The sequence below is a fragment of the Vibrio hepatarius genome (assembly GCF_011806575.1).
Classification (GTDB): domain Bacteria; phylum Pseudomonadota; class Gammaproteobacteria; order Enterobacterales; family Vibrionaceae; genus Vibrio; species Vibrio hepatarius_A.
The window spans coordinates 1-24,008 of the sequence record NZ_JAATOO010000003.1 but is presented as its reverse complement, the minus strand read 5'-3'; the positions used below and the strand labels follow the sequence as shown (position 1 = coordinate 24,008).

22 protein-coding genes are annotated in these 24,008 nt (G+C 44.7%); 10 read left to right on the top strand and 12 right to left on the bottom strand.

Annotation, left to right across the window (positions count from 1 at the left end; all coding sequences use genetic code 11):
• Window positions 1-50: 50 nt before the first annotated feature.
• The 4 genes from pntB to HCZ42_RS02785 all read right to left on the bottom strand — a co-directional run bounded on the left by pntB (window position 51) and on the right by HCZ42_RS02785 (window position 3,946).
• Entirely contained in the window at window positions 51-1,427 is a 1,377-nt protein-coding gene (pntB, locus tag HCZ42_RS02800) for a Re/Si-specific NAD(P)(+) transhydrogenase subunit beta (protein WP_167419245.1), read from the bottom strand.
• An 11-nt stretch (window positions 1,428-1,438) separates the two neighbouring features.
• Window positions 1,439-2,986, bottom strand: a complete 1,548-nt coding sequence (locus HCZ42_RS02795) for a Re/Si-specific NAD(P)(+) transhydrogenase subunit alpha (protein ID WP_167419244.1) — start codon at window positions 2,984-2,986, stop codon at window positions 1,439-1,441.
• Window positions 2,987-3,286: 300 nt separating this feature from the next.
• Window positions 3,287-3,568: an HlyU family transcriptional regulator gene (locus HCZ42_RS02790; protein ID WP_167419243.1), complete on the bottom strand. Its 282-nt coding sequence runs from the start codon at window positions 3,566-3,568 to the stop codon at window positions 3,287-3,289.
• A 9-nt stretch (window positions 3,569-3,577) separates the two neighbouring features.
• Entirely contained in the window at window positions 3,578-3,946 is a 369-nt protein-coding gene (locus tag HCZ42_RS02785; RefSeq protein WP_167419424.1) for a late competence development ComFB family protein, read from the bottom strand.
• Window positions 3,947-4,142: 196 nt separating this feature from the next.
• Between HCZ42_RS02785 and HCZ42_RS02780 the strand changes: the two genes are divergently transcribed.
• A complete protein-coding gene (locus tag HCZ42_RS02780; protein WP_167419242.1) occupies window positions 4,143-5,378 on the top strand; it encodes a GGDEF domain-containing protein in 1,236 nt (411 codons plus the stop codon).
• Here HCZ42_RS02780 and HCZ42_RS02775 read toward each other — a convergent pair.
• A complete protein-coding gene (locus HCZ42_RS02775) occupies window positions 5,375-6,364 on the bottom strand; it encodes a Solitary outer membrane autotransporter beta-barrel domain (RefSeq protein WP_167419241.1) in 990 nt (329 codons plus the stop codon). The two genes, HCZ42_RS02780 and HCZ42_RS02775, sit on opposite strands and share 4 nt — an antisense overlap.
• 45 nt (window positions 6,365-6,409) lie before the next feature.
• The gene (locus HCZ42_RS02770) at window positions 6,410-7,363 is read right to left on the bottom strand and encodes a GGDEF domain-containing response regulator (RefSeq protein WP_167419423.1); all 954 of its coding nucleotides are present in this window, start codon (window positions 7,361-7,363) and stop codon (window positions 6,410-6,412) included.
• Between the two features lie 145 nt (window positions 7,364-7,508).
• On the opposite strand from HCZ42_RS02770, the gene HCZ42_RS02765 reads away from it, so the two are divergent.
• Window positions 7,509-7,946, top strand: a complete 438-nt coding sequence (locus HCZ42_RS02765) for a DUF3069 domain-containing protein (protein ID WP_053407632.1) — start codon at window positions 7,509-7,511, stop codon at window positions 7,944-7,946.
• Window positions 7,947-7,984: 38 nt separating this feature from the next.
• On the opposite strand, the gene modC is transcribed toward HCZ42_RS02765, so the two are convergent.
• Genes modC through HCZ42_RS02745 form a run of 4 tightly spaced genes read right to left on the bottom strand, consistent with a single transcriptional unit; the run spans window position 7,985 to window position 12,001 of the window.
• Window positions 7,985-9,088 carry a molybdenum ABC transporter ATP-binding protein ModC gene (gene modC, locus HCZ42_RS02760; RefSeq protein WP_167419240.1) on the bottom strand — a complete coding sequence of 368 codons (1,104 nt, stop codon included), beginning with the start codon at window positions 9,086-9,088 and terminating at the stop codon, window positions 7,985-7,987.
• A 1-nt stretch (window position 9,089) separates the two neighbouring features.
• Window positions 9,090-9,785, bottom strand: coding sequence for a molybdate ABC transporter permease subunit (modB, locus tag HCZ42_RS02755; protein ID WP_167419239.1), 696 nt, complete (start codon window positions 9,783-9,785; stop codon window positions 9,090-9,092).
• Between the two features lies 1 nt (window position 9,786).
• Entirely contained in the window at window positions 9,787-10,533 is a 747-nt protein-coding gene (gene modA / locus HCZ42_RS02750) for a molybdate ABC transporter substrate-binding protein (RefSeq protein ID WP_167419238.1), read from the bottom strand.
• Between the two features lie 7 nt (window positions 10,534-10,540).
• Window positions 10,541-12,001, bottom strand: coding sequence for a cobyric acid synthase (locus HCZ42_RS02745; protein WP_175579379.1), 1,461 nt, complete (start codon window positions 11,999-12,001; stop codon window positions 10,541-10,543).
• A 170-nt stretch (window positions 12,002-12,171) separates the two neighbouring features.
• Here HCZ42_RS02745 and HCZ42_RS02740 point away from each other — a divergent pair, with 170 nt between their 5' ends.
• On the top strand, window positions 12,172-12,534 hold the full coding sequence (locus HCZ42_RS02740) for a YgiW/YdeI family stress tolerance OB fold protein (RefSeq protein ID WP_167419237.1): 363 nt from the start codon (window positions 12,172-12,174) through the stop codon (window positions 12,532-12,534).
• 93 nt (window positions 12,535-12,627) lie between these two features.
• The gene (locus HCZ42_RS02735; protein ID WP_167419236.1) at window positions 12,628-13,146 is read left to right on the top strand and encodes a hypothetical protein; all 519 of its coding nucleotides are present in this window, start codon (window positions 12,628-12,630) and stop codon (window positions 13,144-13,146) included.
• 31 nt (window positions 13,147-13,177) lie between these two features.
• On the opposite strand, the gene cra is transcribed toward HCZ42_RS02735, so the two are convergent.
• Window positions 13,178-14,158: a catabolite repressor/activator gene (cra, locus tag HCZ42_RS02730; protein WP_167419235.1), complete on the bottom strand. Its 981-nt coding sequence runs from the start codon at window positions 14,156-14,158 to the stop codon at window positions 13,178-13,180.
• Between the two features lie 294 nt (window positions 14,159-14,452).
• Between cra and fruB the strand changes: the two genes are divergently transcribed.
• The 5 genes from fruB (at window position 14,453) to glgC (ending at window position 21,914) form a co-directional block, all read left to right on the top strand.
• A complete protein-coding gene (fruB, locus tag HCZ42_RS02725; protein ID WP_167419234.1) occupies window positions 14,453-15,586 on the top strand; it encodes a fused PTS fructose transporter subunit IIA/HPr protein in 1,134 nt (377 codons plus the stop codon).
• 10 nt (window positions 15,587-15,596) lie between these two features.
• Window positions 15,597-16,571 (top strand): 1-phosphofructokinase, encoded by a 975-nt coding sequence (gene pfkB / locus HCZ42_RS02720; protein ID WP_167419233.1) that lies wholly within the window; start codon window positions 15,597-15,599, stop codon window positions 16,569-16,571.
• A gap of 19 nt (window positions 16,572-16,590) precedes the next feature.
• Window positions 16,591-18,327, top strand: coding sequence for a PTS fructose transporter subunit IIBC (gene fruA, locus HCZ42_RS02715; RefSeq protein ID WP_167419232.1), 1,737 nt, complete (start codon window positions 16,591-16,593; stop codon window positions 18,325-18,327).
• Between the two features lie 313 nt (window positions 18,328-18,640).
• A complete protein-coding gene (locus HCZ42_RS02710; RefSeq protein WP_167419231.1) occupies window positions 18,641-20,542 on the top strand; it encodes a sensor domain-containing diguanylate cyclase in 1,902 nt (633 codons plus the stop codon).
• Between the two features lie 136 nt (window positions 20,543-20,678).
• Entirely contained in the window at window positions 20,679-21,914 is a 1,236-nt protein-coding gene (gene glgC / locus HCZ42_RS02705; protein ID WP_167419421.1) for a glucose-1-phosphate adenylyltransferase, read from the top strand.
• 200 nt (window positions 21,915-22,114) lie between these two features.
• Here the strand turns inward: glgC and HCZ42_RS02700 are convergent, their stop codons facing one another.
• The gene (locus HCZ42_RS02700; protein WP_167419230.1) at window positions 22,115-23,002 is read right to left on the bottom strand and encodes an AraC family transcriptional regulator; all 888 of its coding nucleotides are present in this window, start codon (window positions 23,000-23,002) and stop codon (window positions 22,115-22,117) included.
• Between the two features lie 163 nt (window positions 23,003-23,165).
• Here HCZ42_RS02700 and HCZ42_RS02695 point away from each other — a divergent pair.
• The coding region (locus HCZ42_RS02695; protein WP_167419229.1) for an iron-containing alcohol dehydrogenase at window positions 23,166-24,008 on the top strand (843 nt) is incomplete at its 3' end.

Genomic DNA, 24,008 nt, shown 5'->3' with positions numbered 1-24,008 from the left:
TAACAAAAAAGAAGCCAGCTAAATGCTGGCTTCAAGTTAGATTAATGAGTTTACAGAGCTTTCGATATTGCGTCTACACTATCCTTCGCATCCCCAAATAGCATTTGGGTATTCTCTTTGAAGAACAATGGGTTTTGTACGCCGGCGTAGCCTGTATTCATTGAGCGCTTGAAGACAATAACGTTTTTCGCGTTCCAAACTTCTAATACAGGCATGCCTGCGATTGGGCTGTTCGGGTCTTCTTGCGCCGCTGGGTTAACAGTGTCATTAGCACCGATAACCAATACAGTGTCGGTTTCGCTGAAGTCGTCATTGATCTCGTCCATTTCCAGTACGATATCGTACGGTACCTTCGCTTCAGCTAGCAGTACGTTCATGTGACCTGGTAAGCGACCCGCTACTGGGTGGATACCAAAGCGCACATTGATGCCTTGAGCACGTAGCTTTTCAGTGATCTCGTGAACTGGGTACTGAGCTTGCGCTACTGCCATGCCGTATCCCGGAGTGATGATGACTGATTTAGAGTTCTTCAGCATTTCTGCGACTTCTTCCGCAGACGCTTCACGGTGTTCACCGTGGTCAACGTCGCCCGAAATCACAACTTCTTGGCCAAAACCGCCAGCAATAACACTCACAAATGAACGGTTCATTGCTTTACACATAATGTAAGAAAGAATCGCACCTGATGAGCCTACTAGAGCACCAGTGACAATCAGTAGGTCGTTTGCCAACATGAAACCTGCTGCTGCTGCTGCCCAACCTGAGTACGAGTTAAGCATTGAAACTACAACTGGCATATCTGCACCGCCGATGGATGCAACCAGATGGTAACCAAATGCAAACGCAATCAAGGTCATTACGATCAGAGCAAACATGCTGCCATCTGCTTTTACGAAGTAGATCATTAGCAGTGTTGAAACGACAATCGCAGCCAAGTTCATTTTGTGTTTGTGCGGAAGGTTAAGCGGCGACGAAGAAATAATGCCGCGCAGCTTACCAAACGCTACTACCGAACCTGTAAAGGTCACCGCACCGATGAATACACCCAAGAACACTTCAACCATGTGGATAACGTGCTCTGCGTGTGTAGCCACTTCTGGCGCATCTAAGTAGCTGTTGTAACCAACTAATACCGCTGCCATACCTACAAAGCTGTGTAGAATTGCAACAAGCTCAGGCATCTCGGTCATTTCCACTTTTTTCGCAAAATGGATACCGATACCACCACCGATCACCATAGCAATGATGATCCAAACTAAGCCTTGAGAATCTGGGCCAAAGATCGTCGCGATCAACGCGATCGCCATACCCGCGATACCATAATAGTTACCTGACCTTGCAGATTCCTGTTTTGATAATCCCGCCAGACTTAAAATAAAGAATAATGCAGCAACAATATAAGCTGCTTGTACTAATCCTGCAGACATCTTGTTACTCCTTAATCTTTACGGAACATTTCAAGCATGCGCTTGGTTACGGTGAAACCACCAAATATGTTGATACTTGCGATAAGTACGGCAATAAAAGACAAGAAGGACACGACGCCATTTCCTTGACCAATTTGCAGTAACGCACCAACAACGATAATGCCCGAAATCGCATTCGTAACAGACATCAGTGGTGTATGGAGAGCGTGAGTAACGTTCCAAACCACGTAGTAGCCAACAACACAAGCGAGCACAAAAACAGTGAAGTGCGACAAGAACGCTGCCGGAGCAACAGACGCAACCCATGCAAATGCACCAACAGCGACAACCAATGCTGCGATCTTCTTAGCTGGCGATGTCGGTTCTTCTACTTTTGGCTCTGGTTTAACTTGCGCTTGAGCTGGTTTTTGCTCTGGTTGAGCAGATACCTGAATCGGTGGAGCCGGCCATGTTACCTCGCCTTCTTTAACCACAGTTACGCCACGTAGAACCACATCTTCAAAGTCGATGTTGATGTTGCCATCTTTTTCTTTGCTAAGTAGTTTCAGCAAGTTAACGATGTTAGTTGCGTATAGCTGAGATGATTGTGTTGGTAGACGACCAACCATATCGGTGTAGCCAATGATCTTAACGCCGTTGGCGGTCGTGATCACTTTATCCGCTACTGTATATTCGCAGTTACCGCCGTTAGCCGCAGCCAAATCAACGATAACGCTACCCGCTTTCATTGAATCGACCATTTCTTTTGTGATCAATTTAGGCGCAGGACGACCAGGGATCAGTGCGGTGGTAATGATGATATCAACATCTTTTGCTTGCTCAGCATAAAGCTCAGCTGCTTTTTTGTTGAATTCATCTGACATTTCTTTTGCGTAGCCATCGCCAGCGCCTGAGTCTTCTTTGAAGTCAACTTCAAGAAACTCAGCACCCATCGACTGAACTTGCTCTTTTACTTCAGGGCGAACGTCGAACGCACGAACGATTGCACCAAGGCTACCAGCAGCACCGATAGCAGCCAAACCAGCCACACCAGCACCCGCTATAAGTACTTTTGCTGGTGGCACTTTACCTGCCGCCGTGATTTGACCAGTAAAGAAGCGACCGAATTCGTGTGCAGCTTCAACAACTGCGCGGTAACCCGCGATGTTCGCCATTGACGATAGAGCATCAAGTGATTGCGCGCGAGAAATACGCGGTACAGAGTCCATCGCAAGCACGTTAATGTTTTTGCTAGACAGTTTTTCCATTAATTCAGGATTCTGAGCTGGCCAGATAAAGCTGATTAATGTCGCGCCTTCCTTGAGTAGTGCAATTTCGTCTACGGGTTCAGTTAAAGGGGCATTCACTTTTAAAATCAGGTCCGAACCCCAGACTTCATCTTTAGACACGACTTTTGCACCAGCAGCTTCAAAAGCCGCATCATCAAAACTCGCTAATTCCCCCGCTCCGGTTTCGATATTTACCTCGAAACCCAATTTCAATAACTGCTCGACCGACTTTGGCGATGCAGCCACTCGCGTCTCACCTGCGAGTATTTCTTTTGGCACACCAATTTGCATTAGCTATTCCTTGACTATTGGCAACAATGATTATTTTGATTTTTTATCCAAACAATTTTATACACTTAAACCAACCTATATAAAAATAGGTAAATCATCATTACATATAACTGTTGGTAATGAACCATTCTGCTTATAGAACTGTTTTAAACAAGACCTAACGAACTACGCGGAGGTCAAACCAGTAAAGCAAACGGTTATCAAAACAATAGATTATCTCATCGCGCATGAAAAAAGAGCCACCAGCATAACGACTAATGACTCTTAAAATTATGATGTTTGTCAACTTTGTCAGGTATCTTATTGAAAAATACTATCGCCCATTTGATCGATGAACATTTGTGCTTTTTTCAGCATAAATTCGTTTGCGTCACTTTGTGTTGGCAACAGATCAGAGCGTATAAATTTGTGGGTTTTTACTTCCCCATCAATTTCTTTGGTAATTCGCCCTGCGATTCGAAATTGCCCACCTTCCCCAATGGCTTCTTGGTAAATTAAGAAACCTTTGTATTCGATCGGCTCTGCCTCTAGTTGGGCTGGTTGAGTGTTTTTGTTACCAAACAAGCGAGAAAACAGTCCCACAATATCTCCTTATCGTTTCGTCGTGCGCGGTATAATCGGCGTTTCGTACCATTCCAACTCTTTATCTTCATCAAATTCAGGTTTGGTAAAAACAGCCGGAACGTCGGCGCGATTACTGCGCGAATCATTAATGATCATTTCTTTTGCGACATCTAACGCCGTTAAAGCCGAATTCTTTAAGGCGACTAAACGGCTTTCAGGAAGCGAAGAAAGAAAATCAACATCATGCCGAATGTAAACTGGCTTCAATTGATTTAATGCAATACATGCCATGTCTGCTAGCTGCTCATCGCCAAATCTATCACTAAACTCTGGTTGTGCAAGTGCTTGACCGACCAAAGTTTCCATGTAGTTATGTACATCTTCGCTAATTTGCATACGCATATAGTTCCTATCAAGAGTATTCTAAAAACAAACGAACGTAAGTATCGGCATTGAGCATATTTTGTTCATAAATTATTCATACACTCAAATTTATATTGTTAGTTTAGTAAAAAGCTTGGAAATTCAATAAATCAAAGTATTCTAGACAACTTAACATTAACGATTTACTAGTACTCTCAGGCTAATTCTAATGTCTTTCTCTGTCGTCACATCAAATTGGTTTCGTTTGACGTTACCGTTATTGTTGTTGGCGCTCGTCTATCTTGGACTTGATTCCATCATCGATTTTACTAAGTCTAACTTTGGTATTCTGTCGAATTTGCCGTTTGTCCTGTTTTTCTGTTGCTTAGCGCTTTCTTATGCATTTAAACAAAACCACATCGCTATGGTCTCGTGCGCAATGCTCACAGCCTACTGGTTTATTCAAGAAAGACTACAATCACCTCTTTCAACTGGAACGACGATCTTAGAACTGTCGTTATTGGCCGCATTGCTGCCTGTTACCTTAGTATTAGTCTTTGTTTTCAAGCGCAATTCGACTTTTATTAAGTCCCTAGTGCTTTATTTGATGACACTAGGCTGTATCGTAATGTGGTGTTACTTAATCTTGACCCACTTTTATGAGGGTGGCTTTGAGTACATCAACGACACATTCTTATTCGTCGTACCACCAGTCTCGAAATTGCCACTGATTCTCGTGTTGTATTCATCAATTATGGTGTTGGTTTTTGCTATGTTTGTTATGAGCTTAAACCGTATATCAGACGTTGTCATCTACTCCGCGTGTTTATTGTCTTCAGTGACATTCATTTTTTTCAACATTCCTCATATCTCCAGCATGATGTTTTCACTATCTGGTGTATTGATGCTTACCTATTTGCTCTCTGCAAGTCATGAACTGGCGTTTAAAGACCAATTGACCAATATACCTGGACGGTTAGCGTTGGAGTCGGATCTCCGTCACTTAGGTAAACGTTACACTATCGCGATGATCGATATTGACCACTTTAAGTCGTTTAATGATACCTATGGGCATGACACAGGTGATGACGTGTTACGTTTGGTCGCGAGTCAAATGGAACGTGTTGGCGGTGGTGCGCGTATTTATCGATACGGCGGTGAGGAATTTACGGTTCTGTTCAAAGGAAAAACGGCGGAGCAAGCCAAAGTACATCTTGAAAACCTTCGAGCGTCCGTTGAAGCCTATGATCTAGTATTGCGTGATGTAGACAATCGCCCTAAAGATGAGAAAGCGGGGGCGAAAAAGCGCAGTGGTCAACGCAAAGGTGAAGTGACCAACATTACGATCAGTATTGGCGTTTGTGATAGCACTAAAGCTAAAGATGTTTACCAAGCGATGAAGAGTGCCGATGTGGCGCTATATTTGGCCAAGCAAAAAGGACGCAACCAAGTTTGTTTTACTTAATCGATTTGGTTAAAGAAGAAAACAATACTGCCACCTTTAAATGCGCTTCCGTAGTTGATACTCAACCCTAAGCCGACGTTGTCTATCCAAGACGATTCAAACGGCGGTGTCAGTAACCAACCGATTGACCCTTCGTAATAGTGAGGCGTATCCAACGGTTCGTCCGTGTCGCCGCCCAAGTCGATTCTTCTCAAGCTGGCGTAAACCGACTGTACACTTGGTCCCCAACGAGTCACGTTGTAGTACATTTCAATGCCATTGGCGGTGTACCAGCCTTCTGGGTTGCCAATATCACCGAAGTTCGCTTCCCCCCAACCTGTGCCATAAAAGTAGTGGAACGCAGATGAAAAGTTCCAACTGCCCCATTTTGTTGGCTTCGTGTATTTTGCTTCAATATGAGGCTCATAGCTCAGCGCCCATGCATCGGTATTGAATAGCACGTCATCCAATACAGGCCGTGCGACTTGGCGGGAAAATTCGCTTTTGTAATCGTGTTCGTTTCGGAAGTATTGCAAATGCAGACCAATGCCCGGGGTTAATGTCCATTCATCGGTAAGTTGATAGCGGTATCGGTAAGCGGCGAATGCGCCAAATACGTATTGGTCGTTATAATCCGCTGGGTCTTGTGCTCTTAAACTAAAGTCTTGTTCCGAGCGGATAACGGAGAAGCGAGTAAAGATCGAGTGCTTATGTGGGTCGTTTTCGTCACTCAGTTCAAATGAATACGGCAAAGTGGATACAGCGACTTGCTGGCGCAAAGACACCGATTCGTCAGAACCGATGGCTTCGTTTTCCAGACTGAACCATTCATTTGGATCAAAATCATGAATGCCGACAGTAAACACGTCACTATCGGTTAAGACAATAGAGGTAGCGAATGTTTGTTCTACATAGGTTCTAACTGAGTCATACCCTTTTGCCAAAGCAACAACAGGCAAACCGCAATATAAAACAACAATATAGCGTGAAGGAAAAAGCTTCTTCATATAAGTTTTTTGTAATTGTCAGCGTAAAAATAAGACCGATTGGCGTTAGTCTGCCAACTCGTAGCAGTCCCTGCCTGCTAATTTAGCACGATACAGTGCTTTATCTACACGAGAATAGATATCATCGGTAGTTTCATGACCAGTTGGCTCAATAAAGAGAAGCCCTTGTGACACGGTAACTAAATAAGAAGTTTCACTGAAGTTATGCGGTATTGCAAGTCCTTCAAGCGCTCCTTTTACTCGTTGCGCATCTTCTATTAGTTTTTCTCGGTTTGGGTGGCTAAGCAAAATAATAAACTCTTCACCGCCATACCGTCCCACTACTTCACTGCTACGTACAAACAGTTCGGATAGCGTTTTGGAAATTGAAACCAAACACTTATCACCTTCGATATGCCCGTAGTTATCGTTGTACGCTTTGAAGTGGTCGACATCGAGTAGGATTACACTAAGCGGTAGGCCATATCGCCCATTGGTGGCGATCATCTCATGGAGTTTTTGGTCGATGTAACGACGGTTTGCTACTTTAGTTAATCCGTCCTCTTGCGCCAAGCGAGCCAGCTCTTCATTTGCTTTAGCGAGTGCCCGTGTTTTTTGCTTTAGCTCACGCCGCATAAACGCGATGCGTTGCATCGCGATAAGTTTTGATCTCAGAACGATTTTATCCACTGGCTTGACTAGGTAGTCATCCCCACCCGCCTCGATCGCACTGGCGATCATCATCGGTTCATGATGACTACTTAGGAAGATAATCGGAACCCATTCTGGGTACATAGCACGAATTCTAGCCGACAACTCAAAGCCATCCATATTTGGCATTGAAACGTCCAAAAGAATGACTTCAGGCTCGAATTTAGAGTAAATTGCCAGTGCTTCATGGCCTGAACAGGCAGTCTCAACAATATGACCTAGTTGTTTTAGGCGAATAGCCAACTGCATACGTTCTAGCTGGACATCGTCCACTAGCAGTATTTTCATCGATGATCCAGACGCTTGCATCATACTGTTTATTTATTCTCTGTTAAATTGAATGCATATGTCGGATAATACTCTACCACCGTAGAATCAGCCAATCATGGTTGACATTTATCGCCATTTTTTTACGATAGCGCCGACACATACAAACTTTTAAGAGAAATAGATAATGTCTGACGTTAATCAACCAGAACAACCAACAGTCGACCTCGCTACGGTTTCTGCTGAACTTCGCCAAGTAATTGAATTTGATGAAGTGCCGGAAGCGATGCACTACATGGTAACGTCAATCCACGAAGTTTCAGAAGAAGCGGTTCGTGAAGCATGGGAAGAGCTACCTAATAGTGCTCAAAACGTTCTAGATAACTTCGAGCAGTTCCATGCACTTATTTCAGTAAGTCAGGCATTTGCAGGCATCAACGTGATGGAAGAGTTCCCAACTCTAAAATTACCAGAAGGCATGACAGATGAAGAGAAAGAAGAGTACCGTGCGCAGCTATTAGACCAAGTTCTTCACAACTGTGTGAAAGACATGGTTAAGCAAATCAAGAAAGCGCGCCGTGATCCTATCTTAAAACGTGACTTCACTGACGTGTTCGCGAAGTAACTAATAAGATAAACGCCGCAGAGATGCGGCGTTTTTTATTAAGACAAGACTATATCTTTTTGCGTCACACTGACGCCTTTAATTTGCGTGAACACATCCATTCCGACTTTAAGATCTAAGTCGTCACACGCCCAGCCAGTTATGGTCGCGACAAGCAAACAGCCTTCAGCGAGCTTAATGGTTACTGAGACGCTCTTTTTATCCTCACCGTGGCTATGTGCCTCTATATTGGATATCACGCCTTTTAGCACGTTACGTATGGATGTTCTGCTTGGTGGATCAAGCACTAAAGATACGTCATTGGCTCGAACTTGCAAACGCACACTGCTGCCCGGCTCCCCTTCAATCTTCTGTACCCACAAGTTTACCTCTGGCGCCAATTGAACTTGAGAAAGCGCGTATTCGTGATTGTGCTTTACAACATGGGCTTCAAACAGCGAGCTTCGCTCAGAGAAAGATTGCCAAGGCTTCATTTCATTCGACGCCCACACTTCTTCCAGTGTTCCGCAGGCCGCTACCTTACCGTTATCAATCACGACTAAGTTCTGCGCCAAACGTAACACTTCATTGAGGCTATGAGATACGTAAATAATTGGCACTTCAATGCTATGTGCGAGTTGCTCAAGAAACGGCAACACTTCTCTTTTTCGTGGTAGATCTAATGACGCGAGTGGCTCGTCCATCAATAAAATATCGGGTTTAGATAGCAAAGCTCGGCCAATCGCCACACGTTGCTTTTCTCCACCAGACAGTTGATGTGGGTAGCGATTTAGCAATGGTTCAAGTGCCAACAGTTCAATGATCCGTTGATAATAAGCTTGGTCCAGTTTAGCGGCACCATACAACAGATTCCCTTTAACCTTAAAATGGGGAAACAAGCGGGCGTCTTGGAACACATAACCGACGTTTCGCTTATGGACCGGAACATCAATGCCAGCCTGAGAGTCGAATAAATGGCGGCCATTGATATCGATAACACCACTGGATGGCGTTTTTAGACCCGCGATAACATTGATCAGTGATGTTTTTCCTGCACCAGAGCGCCCAAAGATCGCTGAAATACCTTTAGCTGGTAGCTTTAGATCGATATCAAAGAATTGCGTGCCTAGCTGCTGCTGGTAACGTATTTGTATTCCTGCCATATCAGCCTCTTAAACGCTTGAGCGTATAGCGTGACATCGACTCAGAGAGCATCATCGACGCTAATGCAATCACAATCGATATGATGCACAAACGCATCGCTTCGGTTTCCGAGCCTGGAGTTTCGATAAAACTGTACATTGCTAAAGGAATGGTTTGCGTTTCTCCTGGAATATTGGAAACAAAACTGATGGTTGCACCAAACTCTCCAAGGCTGCGAGCAAACGACAACATAGTGCCGGTGATGATACCCGGTACAACAAGAGGCAATGTGATGGTAAAAAACACTTTAACTGGCGAGGCACCAAGTGTTGCTGCCGCTTGTTCGAGTTTGTGGTCAACACTTTCAAGGCTCAGGCGAATGGAACGAACCATTAATGGCAATGCGACGACGATACAAGCCAGTACCGCGCCTTTCCAATTGAACGAGAATACAATCCCTAAGCTGTCGTATAACCATTTACCTAAAACGCCTTGTCGTCCCATTGAGATCAATAACAAATAACCAATCACAACGGGCGGCAGTACCAATGGCAAATGAATCACGCTATCGAGCAGGTTTTTACCGATGAATTCTTTTTTCGCTAACACCCAAGCGATACCGACGCCCAAAGGAATGAGCCAAACTATGGCGTATGTTGCGACGCGCAAACTCAGTAAAAGAGCTTGTGTTTCATAGTCTGTTAGAAAATCGAACATATTAGTTAAAACCAAACTTAGCTAAAGTTTCTTTACCGGCTTGGCTAACAACAAACTGGTTGAAAGCTTTTGTTAATTCTCTGTCATTTAGAGTCGCCATTGGATAAGAGATCTTCTGATAGGACGATTCCGGTAATGTCGTAAGGATAGCAACGTTGTCGCTAAGCAGCGCATCAGTTCGATACACGATACCTAAGGTTGCTTCTTGTCGTTCTACAAGCGCCAAAGCAATACGTACGTTGTTTGTTGGTGCCAATTTTTTACTCAATGTATCCCACAGTTTCATGTTCTGCAGCGATTCTTTTGCGTACATTCCTGCAGGAACCGCGTCAGGTTGACCAATGGCTAGTCGGCTGTCACCTAGTAGCTTTAACCATGAGTCTGCATTGGTTTGGTTTAAACGCTCTGTATTCTGTTTTGCTGTGATCACAACTAAACTATTTGATGCTATATTAGTGACATTGTCACTCTTGGTAATACCTTGTTCAACAAGGTATTGTACCCATTTACGATTGGCTGAAATGAATATATCGGCAGGTGCGCCATGTGCAAGTTGTCTAGCCAACGAAGAACTTCCAGCAAACACCGTCGTCACATCCACATCCTGCTGTTTTTCAAACTGTTCAACAAGCTCTGCTATTACGTTGGTCATTGATGACGCTGCGTAAATAGTGAGTTTCTCTTTTGCGTTTGACGCGAAACTGATACCGAGCAATACAGGGATGAGTATCGATTTGTGTATTTTCATTAAGTGGTTAGTCCATTTCAGGCCATAGCAGTTTTAAGTTGAGGTGTTCTTCGACCGCATCTGCAATTCGATTAATCGCATCTTCCTGATTTTGCGCATGATTAGCACTAGTGACAGTGTCACCTACCACCCAGTTAGCGACCGTGTTCAGAACACCTGATGCATCAAAGATACCATGTAAATAGGTCCCTATCACTTGATTGCAATCACTGATCGCGCCATCAGTTTGACCATTGCACAATGTTATTAACGGCTGTTCATTTACTTGTGTTACGCCAGCGTGAATCTCATAGCCTTTGACCTCGGTTTCTTGGCCTGCCAACATCATGGTGCCGGTAACATTAGTCAACGTTTTGTCTGGTGCAAGTTCTGTCACTAAATCTAAGTAGCCGAGCCCGTCAGAGCGGCCTGCTTCACCTTCAATACCCAATGGATCGGAAATGGATTTACCCAACATTTGGTATCCACCACAAATCCCCATGACTTTTCCACCTAAACGGATATGGCGAGCGACATCTTTATCCCAGCCTTGTTCTCTCAAATGAGCGAGATCGTTACGTACCGATTTTGAACCGGGTAATACGATCAGGTCCGCACGGTCTAGACGCTCTCCTGGTCCAACATAACGCAGGTTTATATCTGGATTGCTTCGCAAGATATCAAAATCGGTGTGGTTGCTGATTCGCGGAAAAACTGGAACAACGACGTTTAGCTTCGCTTCACCTAGAGTAACTTGTGAGCTATTGATGGCGTCTTCCGCCTCTAGATCAAACCCGTGTAGGTACGGCAGCACGCCAATCACCGGTTTGTTTGTCTTTTGTTCCAACCAATCTAAGCCTGGTTGGAGAAGGCTCAAATCACCCCGAAAACGGTTGATCACAAAACCAATTACACGTTTCTGTTCACTTTCAGATAGTAGTGCCAGTGTGCCGTACAAATGGGCAAACACGCCACCTTTGTCAATATCAGCAATTATGATCACCGGAATATCCGCCTCTTCGGCAAATCCCATGTTGGCGATATCGTTTTCACGTAGGTTGACTTCTGCGGGGCTCCCAGCACCTTCTATCACAATGGTATCAAACTGGTTCTGCAGCTTGTGGAATGAGTCCATAACAAAAGGTAAAGCAAACTCTTTGTAGCTTTGGTAGCCAATCGCATTCATATCTGCCACCGCTTTACCTTGGACAATCACTTGGGCGCCCATATCGGTGTTTGGCTTCAACAAAACAGGGTTCATATCGACACTGGCTTCAATGTTTGCTGCCATCGCTTGTACATATTGTGCGCGCCCAATTTCACCACCATCCGCAGTCACCGCACTGTTCAAAGCCATATTCTGAGGTTTGAACGGCGCCACGTTGACACCTTTACGTGCTAACACGCGGCATAAAGCTGCCACTAATACACTTTTTCCGGCATCTGAGGTCGTTCCCTGCACCATCAGTGCTTTTGTCGTTGGCTGCATAATTAACTTTATGATCTAAGAAGAGAATAACGACCGATGATAGCGTGTTACGTGCAATACACAACAATGAATCGAAGATGAATAGTTCACTCACTGTGGGTTCAAGGCGCAAGCTGTTTAATAGCACTGACACTAACTAACAACACGTAAGTAAAGGCAAAGGTGAATTTATGAAAATGCTTCCAATTATTGCTGCAACATTAATTTCGGTATCGGCATTGGCAAATGCGTCAGACAAACAGTCAGATGTGGTTAAGTATCAAGGACCTGTCAGCTTAGATACCATTGATTCGTTACTCCAAGACACGAGCTACTTCGCAGAAAAAGACGTTGTTGTGGAAGGTCGTCTAATCCGTCAAATTAGTGCCGATACGTTCATACTGAGCGACGGTAAATCTGAGATCCAAGTCGAGTTAGACGATGACATCAAACTTGAAGCACCATTAGACGAAAAGCAGAAATTACGCCTATTTGGTGAGTATGAAGGCGGCAATACGCCAGAAATTGAGGTTGAGCACATCCAAATCCTGTAAAACTGTTTCATTATCTGATATTACGTTAGTATTCTGGCTTGCATATTGCATTGTAACCAACAGTCAAAAAATTGATGCAAGTCGGAGACTGCTTTGAAAAAGTTAATCATAGCCAGCGCTATTGCATGCGCTGGCTTCACTGGAATCGCAAACGCTAATAACTTCAACTACAACTTCATGGAAGTCCGCACCTCTGTAAACCCTGAAATGGTCGGTGTTGAAGGCAGCATGTTTCTTACTCAGAACTCTCACCTAGTCGCACGTATAGACACTCAGTTTGAAGACGACTCAGACATCGCTGCAGGCATCGGCTTTAATGGACCTGTAAACCAGTTTGCTGATGTTTATGGGCAGTTACTGCTTCACTACGTTGATTTTCCGGATGATTCACAACGTGATAACGATACTCAGATAGAGATGAATATCGGTGTCCGTTTATGGTTAACAGACCAAATCGAAGCAACCGGGCGTCTTGGCCGTAATGACGATGCATCGGTGGTTCACGCTGGTGTACGTTTCCATTCTACCGAACAGTTATCACTGTCCGCAGAAATGCGAAACAACGGTTTGTACGGTCCGCAAGCAACCATGTCCGTTCGATTCCAGTACTAAAAAAAGCGCCGTTTGGCGCTTTTTTATTATCTTAACGACGTACAACTATCTTCCTTGGTACTAGCTCGATGCCAGGCTGGTAACGTTTTGACGCTGCATTTAACGCTAACGCCATTGCACTGTCTGCAATCAATTCGAACTGCTGCGGTAAAGAGTTAATTTTCACGGGTAGAAAATCGAGTAAGCGATTGTCACCAAAAGTAGCAATTTTAAGCTTTTTGACCAGCTGAGGCTGTTCTAACAACACATCGAGCACCCCTTCTAACAAGGTGTACGAGGTCGTAACGATGGCATCTGGTACGGTTTGCTCTTCAATCCAACGCTCGAGTACCGCTTTGCCATCTTCGCGGTTAAAGTGCTTCCCATAGCCAATTACTGTTTCGACATTCGCTTTATTCGCTGCTGAATTGAAGCCTAGTTCGCGTTCACGCGATATATTTAGGTTAGGTAGCGCACCGATCAGACCAATTTTAGTGACGCTGTCACCCAATAATGATTGCGTTAAATCGTACGCTGCACCAAAGTCTTCGCTAATAACACAAGAAAAGTGTTCATCGTCTAAAGGACGGTCGAGAGCAATTACTGGCGTTCCGCTTTTTTGCAGTTCCAAGTAAAAGTCGCTTGCTTCTGGGATCACGCTGGCGACAAACAAAGCGTCGACTTTTCGGCTAACTAATGCCTGTACGACGCTTCTTTCCGTATCTGGATTGTCGTCGGAGCAACCAATCAGGATTTGGTAGCCCGCGGAGCGTGAGTTTTGTTCGAGTAGTTTGGCTAAACGCGCGTAACTGGTGTTTTCCAAATCGGGAATAATCAAACCAAACGAACGACTCTGCCCTGCTCTTAACGTGCTAGCCGCTAAGTCTGGTCGGTAGTTATATTCGTCCACCACGGCCATTACTTTACGCTGTGTTTGCTCGCTAATGCGGTACTTCTGCGCTTTCCCATTTATCACATAGCTCGCAGTGGTTTTAGAAACCCCAGCCAACTTTGCCACTTCGTCTAGTGTCATATCATTAACCTTGTTCTGTGCGCGGGATCATAATTACCAATTAAAGATCCGACCTTGAATTGAATTATATGCTGAACCGATTCAGTATTAAAGCTGAAAGGATTCAGCAAAACCTGAAAAATTGAACGAGGTCACCTTAATACGCCATTTCGGACTATGCTAAAAACCAATCGTTAAGATATGGATTTTTCGTCAAGGTTTCGCTGAATTCTTTTAATTTGCTTAACTGCTGAATCGATTCAGTTGTTAAGACTAAATAAAGAACAACCCAATAACTAAAGCTGGAGAAGAACCATGCTTAAGCTGAATACAAACGATATTACTCTGTCGCAATCTGCGAACGATAAGACCGAAGCAATTAAGAACGTTGCTAAAAGCCTTAGCTCAAAAGGGCTGGTGGAAGACGCTTATGTCACTGGCATGTTAGATCGCGAAAACCAAAACTCTACATTTTTGGGTAACGGTATCGCTATTCCTCACGGAACAACTGATACGCGCTCAATGGTGAAAACAACGGGCGTAGCCGTGCATCACTTCCCTGCTGGTGTCGATTGGGGTGATGGCAATGTTGTTTATCTCGCCATTGGTATTGCTGCAAAATCAGATGAACATTTAAGCATCCTGAAGCAATTGACTAAAGTTCTTGGTGCTGATGGCGTCGAAGAGCGTCTACGTAACTCTAAATCTGCTGAAGAGATCATTGCTCTGCTTAATGGTGACGTACAACTCGAAGCGGAATTCGATGCTTCATTAGTTCAGCTAAACTTCCCTGCCAACGACATGGTTCAACTTAGCGCAGTCGCATCTGGCTTGTTGAAAAACGCAGGTTGTGTTGACAGTGCATTTGTTGCCGATGTGGTTGCTAAAGCGCCGACGCATCTAGGCAAAGGTATTTGGTTAGTTGGTAGCGATCAAAGTGTTTCTCGTAGTGGCGCTGCGTTTGTTTCAAGCGTCGATGAGTTCACGTATGAGCAGCAGCCTGTACGTGCCCTATTTGCATTCGCAGCGTGTAATGGTTCTCACCAAGTCTTGCTAAATACACTATCTAAAATTGTTTTTGATAACCAACAAGACAAACTACTTAGCGCAGACACAAAGCAGCTTCTGGCGCTATTGAAAGGTGAAGAGGTCGAAACTCAAGACTCAGAAACTGGCAACCAAGCGGTATTTAAAATTAAAAATGCGCATGGCTTGCACGCTCGCCCAGGTGCAATGCTGGTTGCAGAAGCGAAGAAGTTTGAATCCAACATTCGTGTTGCCAACTTAGATGGTGACGGTAAAACCGTGAATGCGAAGAGCTTAATGAAAGTTATCGCATTAGGCGTTAAACATGGTCACCAGCTTCAATTCACAGCCGAAGGTCCAGACGCCTCATTGGCGCTTGAATCAATCGGTAATGCGATTGCATCTGGCCTCGGTGAAGGTTAAGGGGCAAGTTATGCAAAGCGTAAAAACCAACAAAGTTGTCACCATCACGCTGAACCCGGCGCTTGACCTGACCGGTAGCCTAGACGAACTCAACGTAGGCTCTGTCAGCTTAGTAAATAACAGCAATCTACATGCGGCCGGTAAAGGCGTTAACGTTGCTAAAGTTCTCAGCGATTTGGGTGCTCAAGTTACCGTTACTGGTTTTCTAGGTAAAGACAACCCAGAGCTATTTCATCAACTATTTGACGAAATTGGCGCAATCAACGAATTCATTCAAGTTGAAGGCGCAACTCGAATCAATGTCAAATTGGTAGAGAAAGATGGTCAGGTTAGTGATATCAACTTCCCTGGTGTACAGGTCTCGCCTGTAGAAGTTGAGCGCTTCGAAAAAGTGCTTTTTAAGCTAGCCGAAGAGCACGATTATTTTGTTCTCGCGGGTAGCTTGCCAAACGGTGTAACACCAGAGCTCTGCGCTTCGTGGATCGGTAAATTACGCCAGCAAGGCAAAAAGGTCTTATTTGATAGCAGCAAATCCGCTCTGGCAGCGGGTATCGAAGCACAACCTTGGTTGATTAAACCCAACGATGAAGAACTGAGTGATCTACTCGGTCAGGATCTCAGCTCTTTTGAAGCATGTCGCGACGCTGCTCAATCTTTAGCCGGAAATGGCATCGAGAACATTGTTGTTTCAATGGGCGCTGACGGAGTGATGTGGCTAAACGACGGTGAATGGCTCCAAGCTCAGCCTCCAAAGATGAGCGTGGTTAGTACAGTCGGCGCAGGTGATACCCTAGTAGCAGGTTTATGTTGGGGTCATATGCAAGCACTACCCAAAACAGATTTATTACGCTTTGCAACGGCATTGTCGGCAATGGCCGTCAGCCAAGTAGGCGTTGGATTGACCAGCCAACAAGAGCTGGATGAGATCAAACTAAACACTCAAGTCAAACAGATTTGCTCTAGTACGAACGTGAAAGCAAACTAAGGAACAGAAGGTTATCACTATGAATATCGCTATTATTACCGCTTGCCCGAGTGGCGTAGCAAACAGCATTCTCGCTGCGGGGTTATTAGAACAAGCAGCTGCCAAGCTTGGTTGGAATGCATCTATTGAGTGCCAATCTAGCGTAGTTAACGCTAATGCTCTTACTCAAGACCAGATTGAACAAGCTGAATGTATTGTTATTGCGACAAATACTCCGGTTGATACATCCCGTTTTGTCGGCAAGAAAGTCTACCAAGCCCCAATTTCTGAAGTAACTGCTGATGCTGTCGCGTTCCTACAAAATGCACCAGCGAAAGCGGAAACATTGGCGGAAGCGACGCAAGTTGCGCAAGCACCAGCGGAAGGCTCAGCGACGAAAAAGATCGTTGCGATTACTGCCTGCCCTACAGGTGTTGCTCACACGTTTATGGCCGCTGAAGCTCTTGAAGAAGAAGGCAAACGTCGTGGTCATCAAATCAAAGTTGAAACTCGTGGATCTGTCGGTGCGAAGAACCAACTGACCGACCAAGAAATTGCGGAAGCCGACTTAGTTATTATCGCAGCAGATATTGAAGTACCACTTGAACGCTTTAACGGCAAAATGATGTACCGTACTAAAACTGGCCCAGCACTGAAAAAGACGGCCGAAGAGATGGACAAAGCATTCGAGCAAGCTAGCGTTTATCAGCACACTGGCGGATCTAGCTCTTCAACAGCCAACGATGAGAAGAAAGGGGCTTACAAACACTTGATGACCGGTGTATCTCACATGCTTCCAGTAGTGGTTGCCGGTGGTTTGATCATCGCCCTATCCTTTGTATTCGGTATCGAAGCGTTTAAAGAAGAAGGGACATTGGCAGCGGCATTGATGACCATCGGTGGTGGCTCTGCTTTTGCACTTATGATTCCTGTTCTCGCTGGTTACATTGCCTTTTCGATTGCTGACCGTCCGGGTCTGGCTCCGGGTTTAGTCGGCGGCATGCTGGCGAGTTCAACAGGTGCCGGTTTCCTAGGTGGTATCGCTGCTGGTTTCATCGCAGGTTACGCAGCCAAACTTATCGCCGACAAAGTACAGCTGCCACAGTCAATGGAAGCGTTGAAACCCATCTTGATCATTCCGTTTGTTGCCACTCTATTTACTGGCTTGGTCATGATTTACATCGTTGGCGGCCCCGTTTCTGGCATCATGAACGGTCTAACTGACTTCTTGAACAACATGGGTTCTGACAGTGCGGTAATGCTTGGTGTACTACTGGGCGCAATGATGTGTTTCGACCTTGGTGGTCCAGTGAACAAAGCCGCGTATGCATTTGGTGTTGGTCTACTGGCCTCACAAACCTACGCACCAATGGCAGCTATTATGGCGGCGGGTATGGTACCGGCACTAGGTATGGGTTTGGCGACCTTTATTGCTAAGAACAAGTTTGAACAAAGCGAACGTGAAGCAGGTAAAGCGTCATTTGTGCTAGGTTTATGCTTTATCTCTGAAGGTGCTATCCCATTCGCGGCGAAAGACCCAATGCGTGTGATTCCAGCATGTATGGCAGGTGGTGCTCTAACAGGTGCATTATCTATGCTGTTTGGCGCGAAATTGATGGCTCCACACGGTGGTTTGTTTGTACTGCTTATCCCGAACGCAATTACACCAGTACTCATGTACCTAGTCGCAATTGCAGCAGGTACCGCTGTGACAGGCTTTGGTTATGCATTCCTTAAATCACGCAGCGAACAAAAACAGTTGCAAACGGAAGCGTAAATCATACTGAAATCCAAAAATAGCACCTCAACATTGAGGTGCTTTTTTTGTTTCACGCAAGTAGACGAATGATGTTAGGTAAAGCATATTTTTACGCAATTAAATTTGTGACTTTCATTCAGAATATATACCTTGGCAACGTAAAGAAGATTAAATATAAGTTTGTCGTGATAAGTACTGGATTCAATGCATAAGTTTAGGTTACCGTAAGCGGCACAATTCGAGGTCGCTATGAATATCGACCCATACAACTACAATAACGCAACAACATTAACCATTTAACTTATTACAACTTAGGCTTAACTTGCACTCAATGTCTTCAACACGCTACAGAGTTTGTCTCCAGTTTATTGTTACTTTCGCGGTGTTAGCGTGTGTACCTACACTATATTTCCTCAACGAGCACGCCAAGATAGATAAGCGTGCGCTGCAGACTGTTGAGCAGAACAATATCCATAAACTCGAATACGCTAAAGCCGAGTTGCAAGTCTCACTGGACCAGATAATTACCGCCGCAAGCTCTTTGTCCAATAATGGTTTGTTGCATCAAGCGATCCTCAACCCAACACAAGAGAACCTGCAAAATGTAAGCTACCTTTGGCTACTTATTGCTAAGACTCAAGGTGTTTATTCGCAATTGCGATTCATTGACAGCCAAGGTATGGAAAAGATTCGCGTTAATACTAGTGAATTACGTTCCGAAATCGTTGCCCCATTCGACCTCCAATACAAGGGGGATCGCAAGTATTTTGCTTATGCGCAATCATTGAAAAGAAACCAAGTTGGCACATACGGTATCGATTTAGAATCAGAACGAGGACAAATCGTTTATCCGTTAACGTTAGGTTATCGCGTTATTGTTCCAATCGAATTGGACGGCAAACGACAAGGTTACTTTGTCGCTAATCTCGATTTAAAGCGTATATATAAATCTCTCGCTTACAAACGCAATACCAATAACTTACCGACAATATTTAGTGGTAACGGTTACTATATTTTACCAAATGACGGTACGCGTATATTAGGCAATATTATTGATGAACATAAAGAGTACAGTCTAAACAAACAGTACCCTAACCTATGGCGCAGAATCCAATTAGCTAGCTCGGGAACGGTAAAAGAAGGTGGCTCTTGGTACTCGTTTATCAAAACTGATATCACCCATACTTCAACGAAAGAACCGTTGATCTTTGTACTTGAATCGGATTTGAGCGATATCCGACCAATCGCAGATGAAGAGCGTAGCGAGCTCAATACTCAAGCGGTGTTTCTGCTCATTATTATTGCTCTGATTACCTTCTCTTTCGTGACTTGGAATTACAACCACGAGAAAAACAGCATGGCGAGTAAAATTGCCCGTGCAGCGATGAACGGAATGTCTGCGGTTGTGATTACAGACCACAATAACCGTATCATTCAAGTCAATGAACAATTCACTAAATCCAGCGGCTACACTCTCGATCAAGTGAAAGGAAAGCAGCCTACGATATTCTCTTCAGGACGCCATAACCAAGAATTCTATATGAATATGTGGAAAGCGTTGGAAACAAAAGGAATATGGGAAGGTGAAGTGGTAAACAAGCGCCGTGATGGTTCCTTGATTACAGAAATTCTTCGTATCCAAACGGTAACGGATAAACAAGGTACTATTCAATTTTACGTTGCGTCATTCATTGACATTTCACACCGTAAAGAGCTCGAAGATCAGCTGAGAGAGCTCAGTGAAAAAGATCCACTCAGTGGCCTGTGGAACCGCCGCAAGTTTGATACTGAGATGGTAGCTCATAGCCAACGAATTAAACGCTATCCAGACAGTGAACACGTTTCGCTCGCTCTAATCGATATTGATCACTTCAAGCGTATCAACGACAAATATGGGCACGACATTGGTGACAAAGTCATTGGTGAAGTTGCACAAACCCTCTCCACTCACCTGCGTGAAACCGATATTATTGCGCGAATTGGTGGTGAAGAGTTCGCTATCATCATGCCTCATACTCCGTTAGATGAAGCGGAGATCGTGGTAAACCGATTACGTATTGCAGTGAACGCCGAAAGCGATCTGAAGATCACTGTCAGTGGTGGTGTGACGGATATTTGCAGCAAGCCGGGTGACAGTTATAAGCGTGCAGACATCGCACTATATGAGTCCAAAACACTTGGTCGTAACCAAGTTAATGTAATGGCATCAGTGGAAGCAAACTCGATTGCATGATTTTAGTGCATATGTAATTTGTTATGCACCAATACTGAGCCTGCTTTTACACATAATCAGTGCAACCCCTTTAAAACCGTGTGGTTACAACATGGCGTAATTCTTGTACTACTCTGATATGGACAAACCGCACCATATGGAGATTAGCATGCAAAACACCCTTACCATAGTTCTCGCCGGAGGTATGGGATCTCGCCTTAGCCCACTCACTGACGACCGCGCCAAACCTGCCGTTCCCTTTGGTGGTAAATACCGAATCATCGACTTTACTCTCACCAACTGCTTGCGCTCTGGTCTTCGACGTATTTTAGTGTTGACTCAATACAAATCGCACTCTCTACAAAAACACTTGCGTAATGGTTGGTCAATCTTCAACCCTGAACTCGGCGAATTTATTACTGTTGTCCCGCCGCAAATGCGTGGCGGTGGTAAATGGTATGAAGGTACGGCTGACGCCATCTATCATAATTTATGGTTGCTTTCGCGAAGTGATGCTGAATACGTGGTTGTATTGTCTGGCGACCATATCTATCGCATGGATTATGAGGTAATGCTACAGGAGCACAAAGCCAATCAAGCCGATTTAACGATCGCCTGCATGAACGTCGATCGAAAGGAAGCAACACAGTTTGGTGTGCTCGACACCGATGAAACTGGCCGTATTACCTCATTTATCGAAAAACCCAAAGATCCACCTTCTGTCCCTGGTCAACCAGACCGTAGCTTAGCTTCCATGGGGATTTACATATTCAGTTGTCAGGTACTCCAAGAAGCGCTCCATAATGATGCAAACAACCCCGAATCTTCACATGACTTTGGTAAAGACATCATTCCTGAGCTAATCAAATCTCACGGAGTCTACGCATACGATTTTTGTAACGACAAAGGACGTGTCGCGAAAGATTGTTATTGGCGTGATGTGGGGACGATTGATTCATTCTACGATGCAAATATGGACTTACTGGAGCCTGTTCCGCCAATGAACTTATATCAGGCTGACTGGGCGATTCGCACTTACGAGCATCAATGTCCACCAGCGCGTACTGTCTCTTCTGAAACGGGAAATGAAGGGATATTTATTAATTCTATTATCGCTGATGGCGTGGTGAATTCTGGAGGCTCAGTGCAGCATTCGGTCGTATCACCGAATGTTAGGATCCACGATGGTGCAACCATTGTTGACAGTATCTTATTCGACGATGTTCATGTTGGTGAAGGTTCTCAATTGGTGAACTGCATCATCGATAAACACGTTCGTATACCGCCCCATACACAGATTGGTCTTGATCTTGTTGCTGATGCAAAACGGTTCCACATTTCTGAAAAAGGTGTTGTGGTGGTACCGGAAAGCTATCAATTTGGATGTAGCTAGATAAAAGATAAAAAGCCTCTACACATTGCTGTTTAGAGGCTTTTTTAAGAGACTGACTAGATCTCCTATAGGGGTATAGTAACCAAAATTAGTGGTTCGACTTCTAAGTGGTTAACTACTCGGACAGTATGAACGAGGTTTCATCCGAATAAAACAGTAATTTTGTAAAGCGATTTTTCCTCTTTTCCCTACCTTCGCGATCAACTCGCCAACTTTAAGCCGCGTGGTGTCTCATTGAAATGGCGTTTGTACTCGCGTGAGAACTGTGAGGAGCTGTTATAGCCAACCAAACGCGCTGCATCGTTGACCTTCTTTCCTTCTAAATGGATCAACTCTTTTGCTTTGTTGAGCCTGACTTTCTTGATGTATTGGATCGGTGATTCCAACGTCACTTCTCTGAATGCATTGTGGAATGCAGATGCACTCATGTTGGCTTCTTGGGCCAGCTCTTGAACGGATAAGTTCCCCGCGTATTCTCGGTGTACTTTTTCTAGCGCTTTCGCTACGCGGGCATAATGGCCTTCATGGTGCGCCAAATCGAACAAGATATGCCCTTCATCACTGGTCAAAGCACGGTAAACCAGTTCCTCTTTGAGAGCATCAGCTAGCAATGCGGTTTCGTAAGGATTACACAAAGCCTGAACCAAACGCTTGCTCACATCAAGCACACTTGCTTCCATGCGAACTGACTTCAAACCGCATCGCTGTTCATTGCTCGATTTATCTGGCTTGTAACCCAATGATTCGAGTTTATGCACTTGGCGATGTAATACCTGTGGATCAATATCGATCGACAGTCCAAGCAATGGTTCGCCATTTTCTGCGATCGCTTCACATTCCAAAGGCATCGGCACCCCCACAACTAGGTAATCATTCGGGCCGTAGTGGACAGGTTGATTACCAATGTAGATATTTTTACTGCCCTGACCTAACAGGATAATGCCTGATTGGTAAATGAAAGGTTTGCGCTCATTGCCACGGCTACTACGATAGAACCATACGCCGTCAATTGGCGTTTGATAAATACCTTCAAGCTGATGCAATTGCTGATAATCGACGTACTGTTGTAAAAGTTGCGCTAGGGTCATACTGCCTCCGTTAGTGCACTAATAGTAATAAATTTGTAGAAATAGGCAATAACATTGGAGGAATTGACGTTCGATTATGCATTTTTAGATAGTATTATGCACTCCATAAGATAAACACTGTTCATGTATTAGTGAACAGCACTAGGAAGCAAGAGGAACAACAATGCAATTTACTTACGTTAATCCTACTCAGATCTTCTTTGGCCAAGGTCAAATCTCTTCAATTACTCAAGCTATTGCTGGTGCTAAAAAAGTACTCGTTACCTACGGCGGTGGCTCTATCAAACGAAACGGCGTTTACGACCAAGTTGCAAAAGCACTCGAAGGTGTAGAATGGGTAGAATTCAGTGGTATTGAACCAAACCCAACCAAAGAGACGCTAGACAAAGCGGTTGCGATCGTAAAAGAGCAGAATGTTGACTTTGTTCTTGCTGTTGGCGGAGGTTCAGTCATTGACGGTTCAAAGTATGTTGCCGCAGCAGCAAAATACGAAGGTGATGGCTGGGATATCCTCACTGGCGCACACCAAGTAAGCGATGCGGTTGCACTAGGCGCCATTCTTACGCTGCCAGCGACAGGTTCAGAATCAAACATGGGTGCGGTGATTACAAAAGCGGAAACTCAAGACAAACTTCCGTTCATGTCTCCGTTCGTACAGCCTAAGTTCGCGGTACTTGACCCAGATGTAATGAAAACGCTACCAGAAAAGCAGTTACTTAATGGCGTTGTCGACGCTTGGGTGCACGTGTGTGAGCAGTACATTACCCTACCGCATGGCGGAATGGTTCAAGATGGCTACGCTGAAACCTTACTTCGTACACTAAAAACACTGGGCGAATCCTTTGCTGAACGTGATAGCGATGAATGGCGTGCAAACCTAATGTGGTCAGCTAACCAAGCACTAAATGGCTTGATTGGTAGCGGCGTACCCCATGACTGGGCAACACACATGATCGGTCACGAGTTTACCGCACTGTGGGGCGTTGACCACGCACGTTCGCTAGCT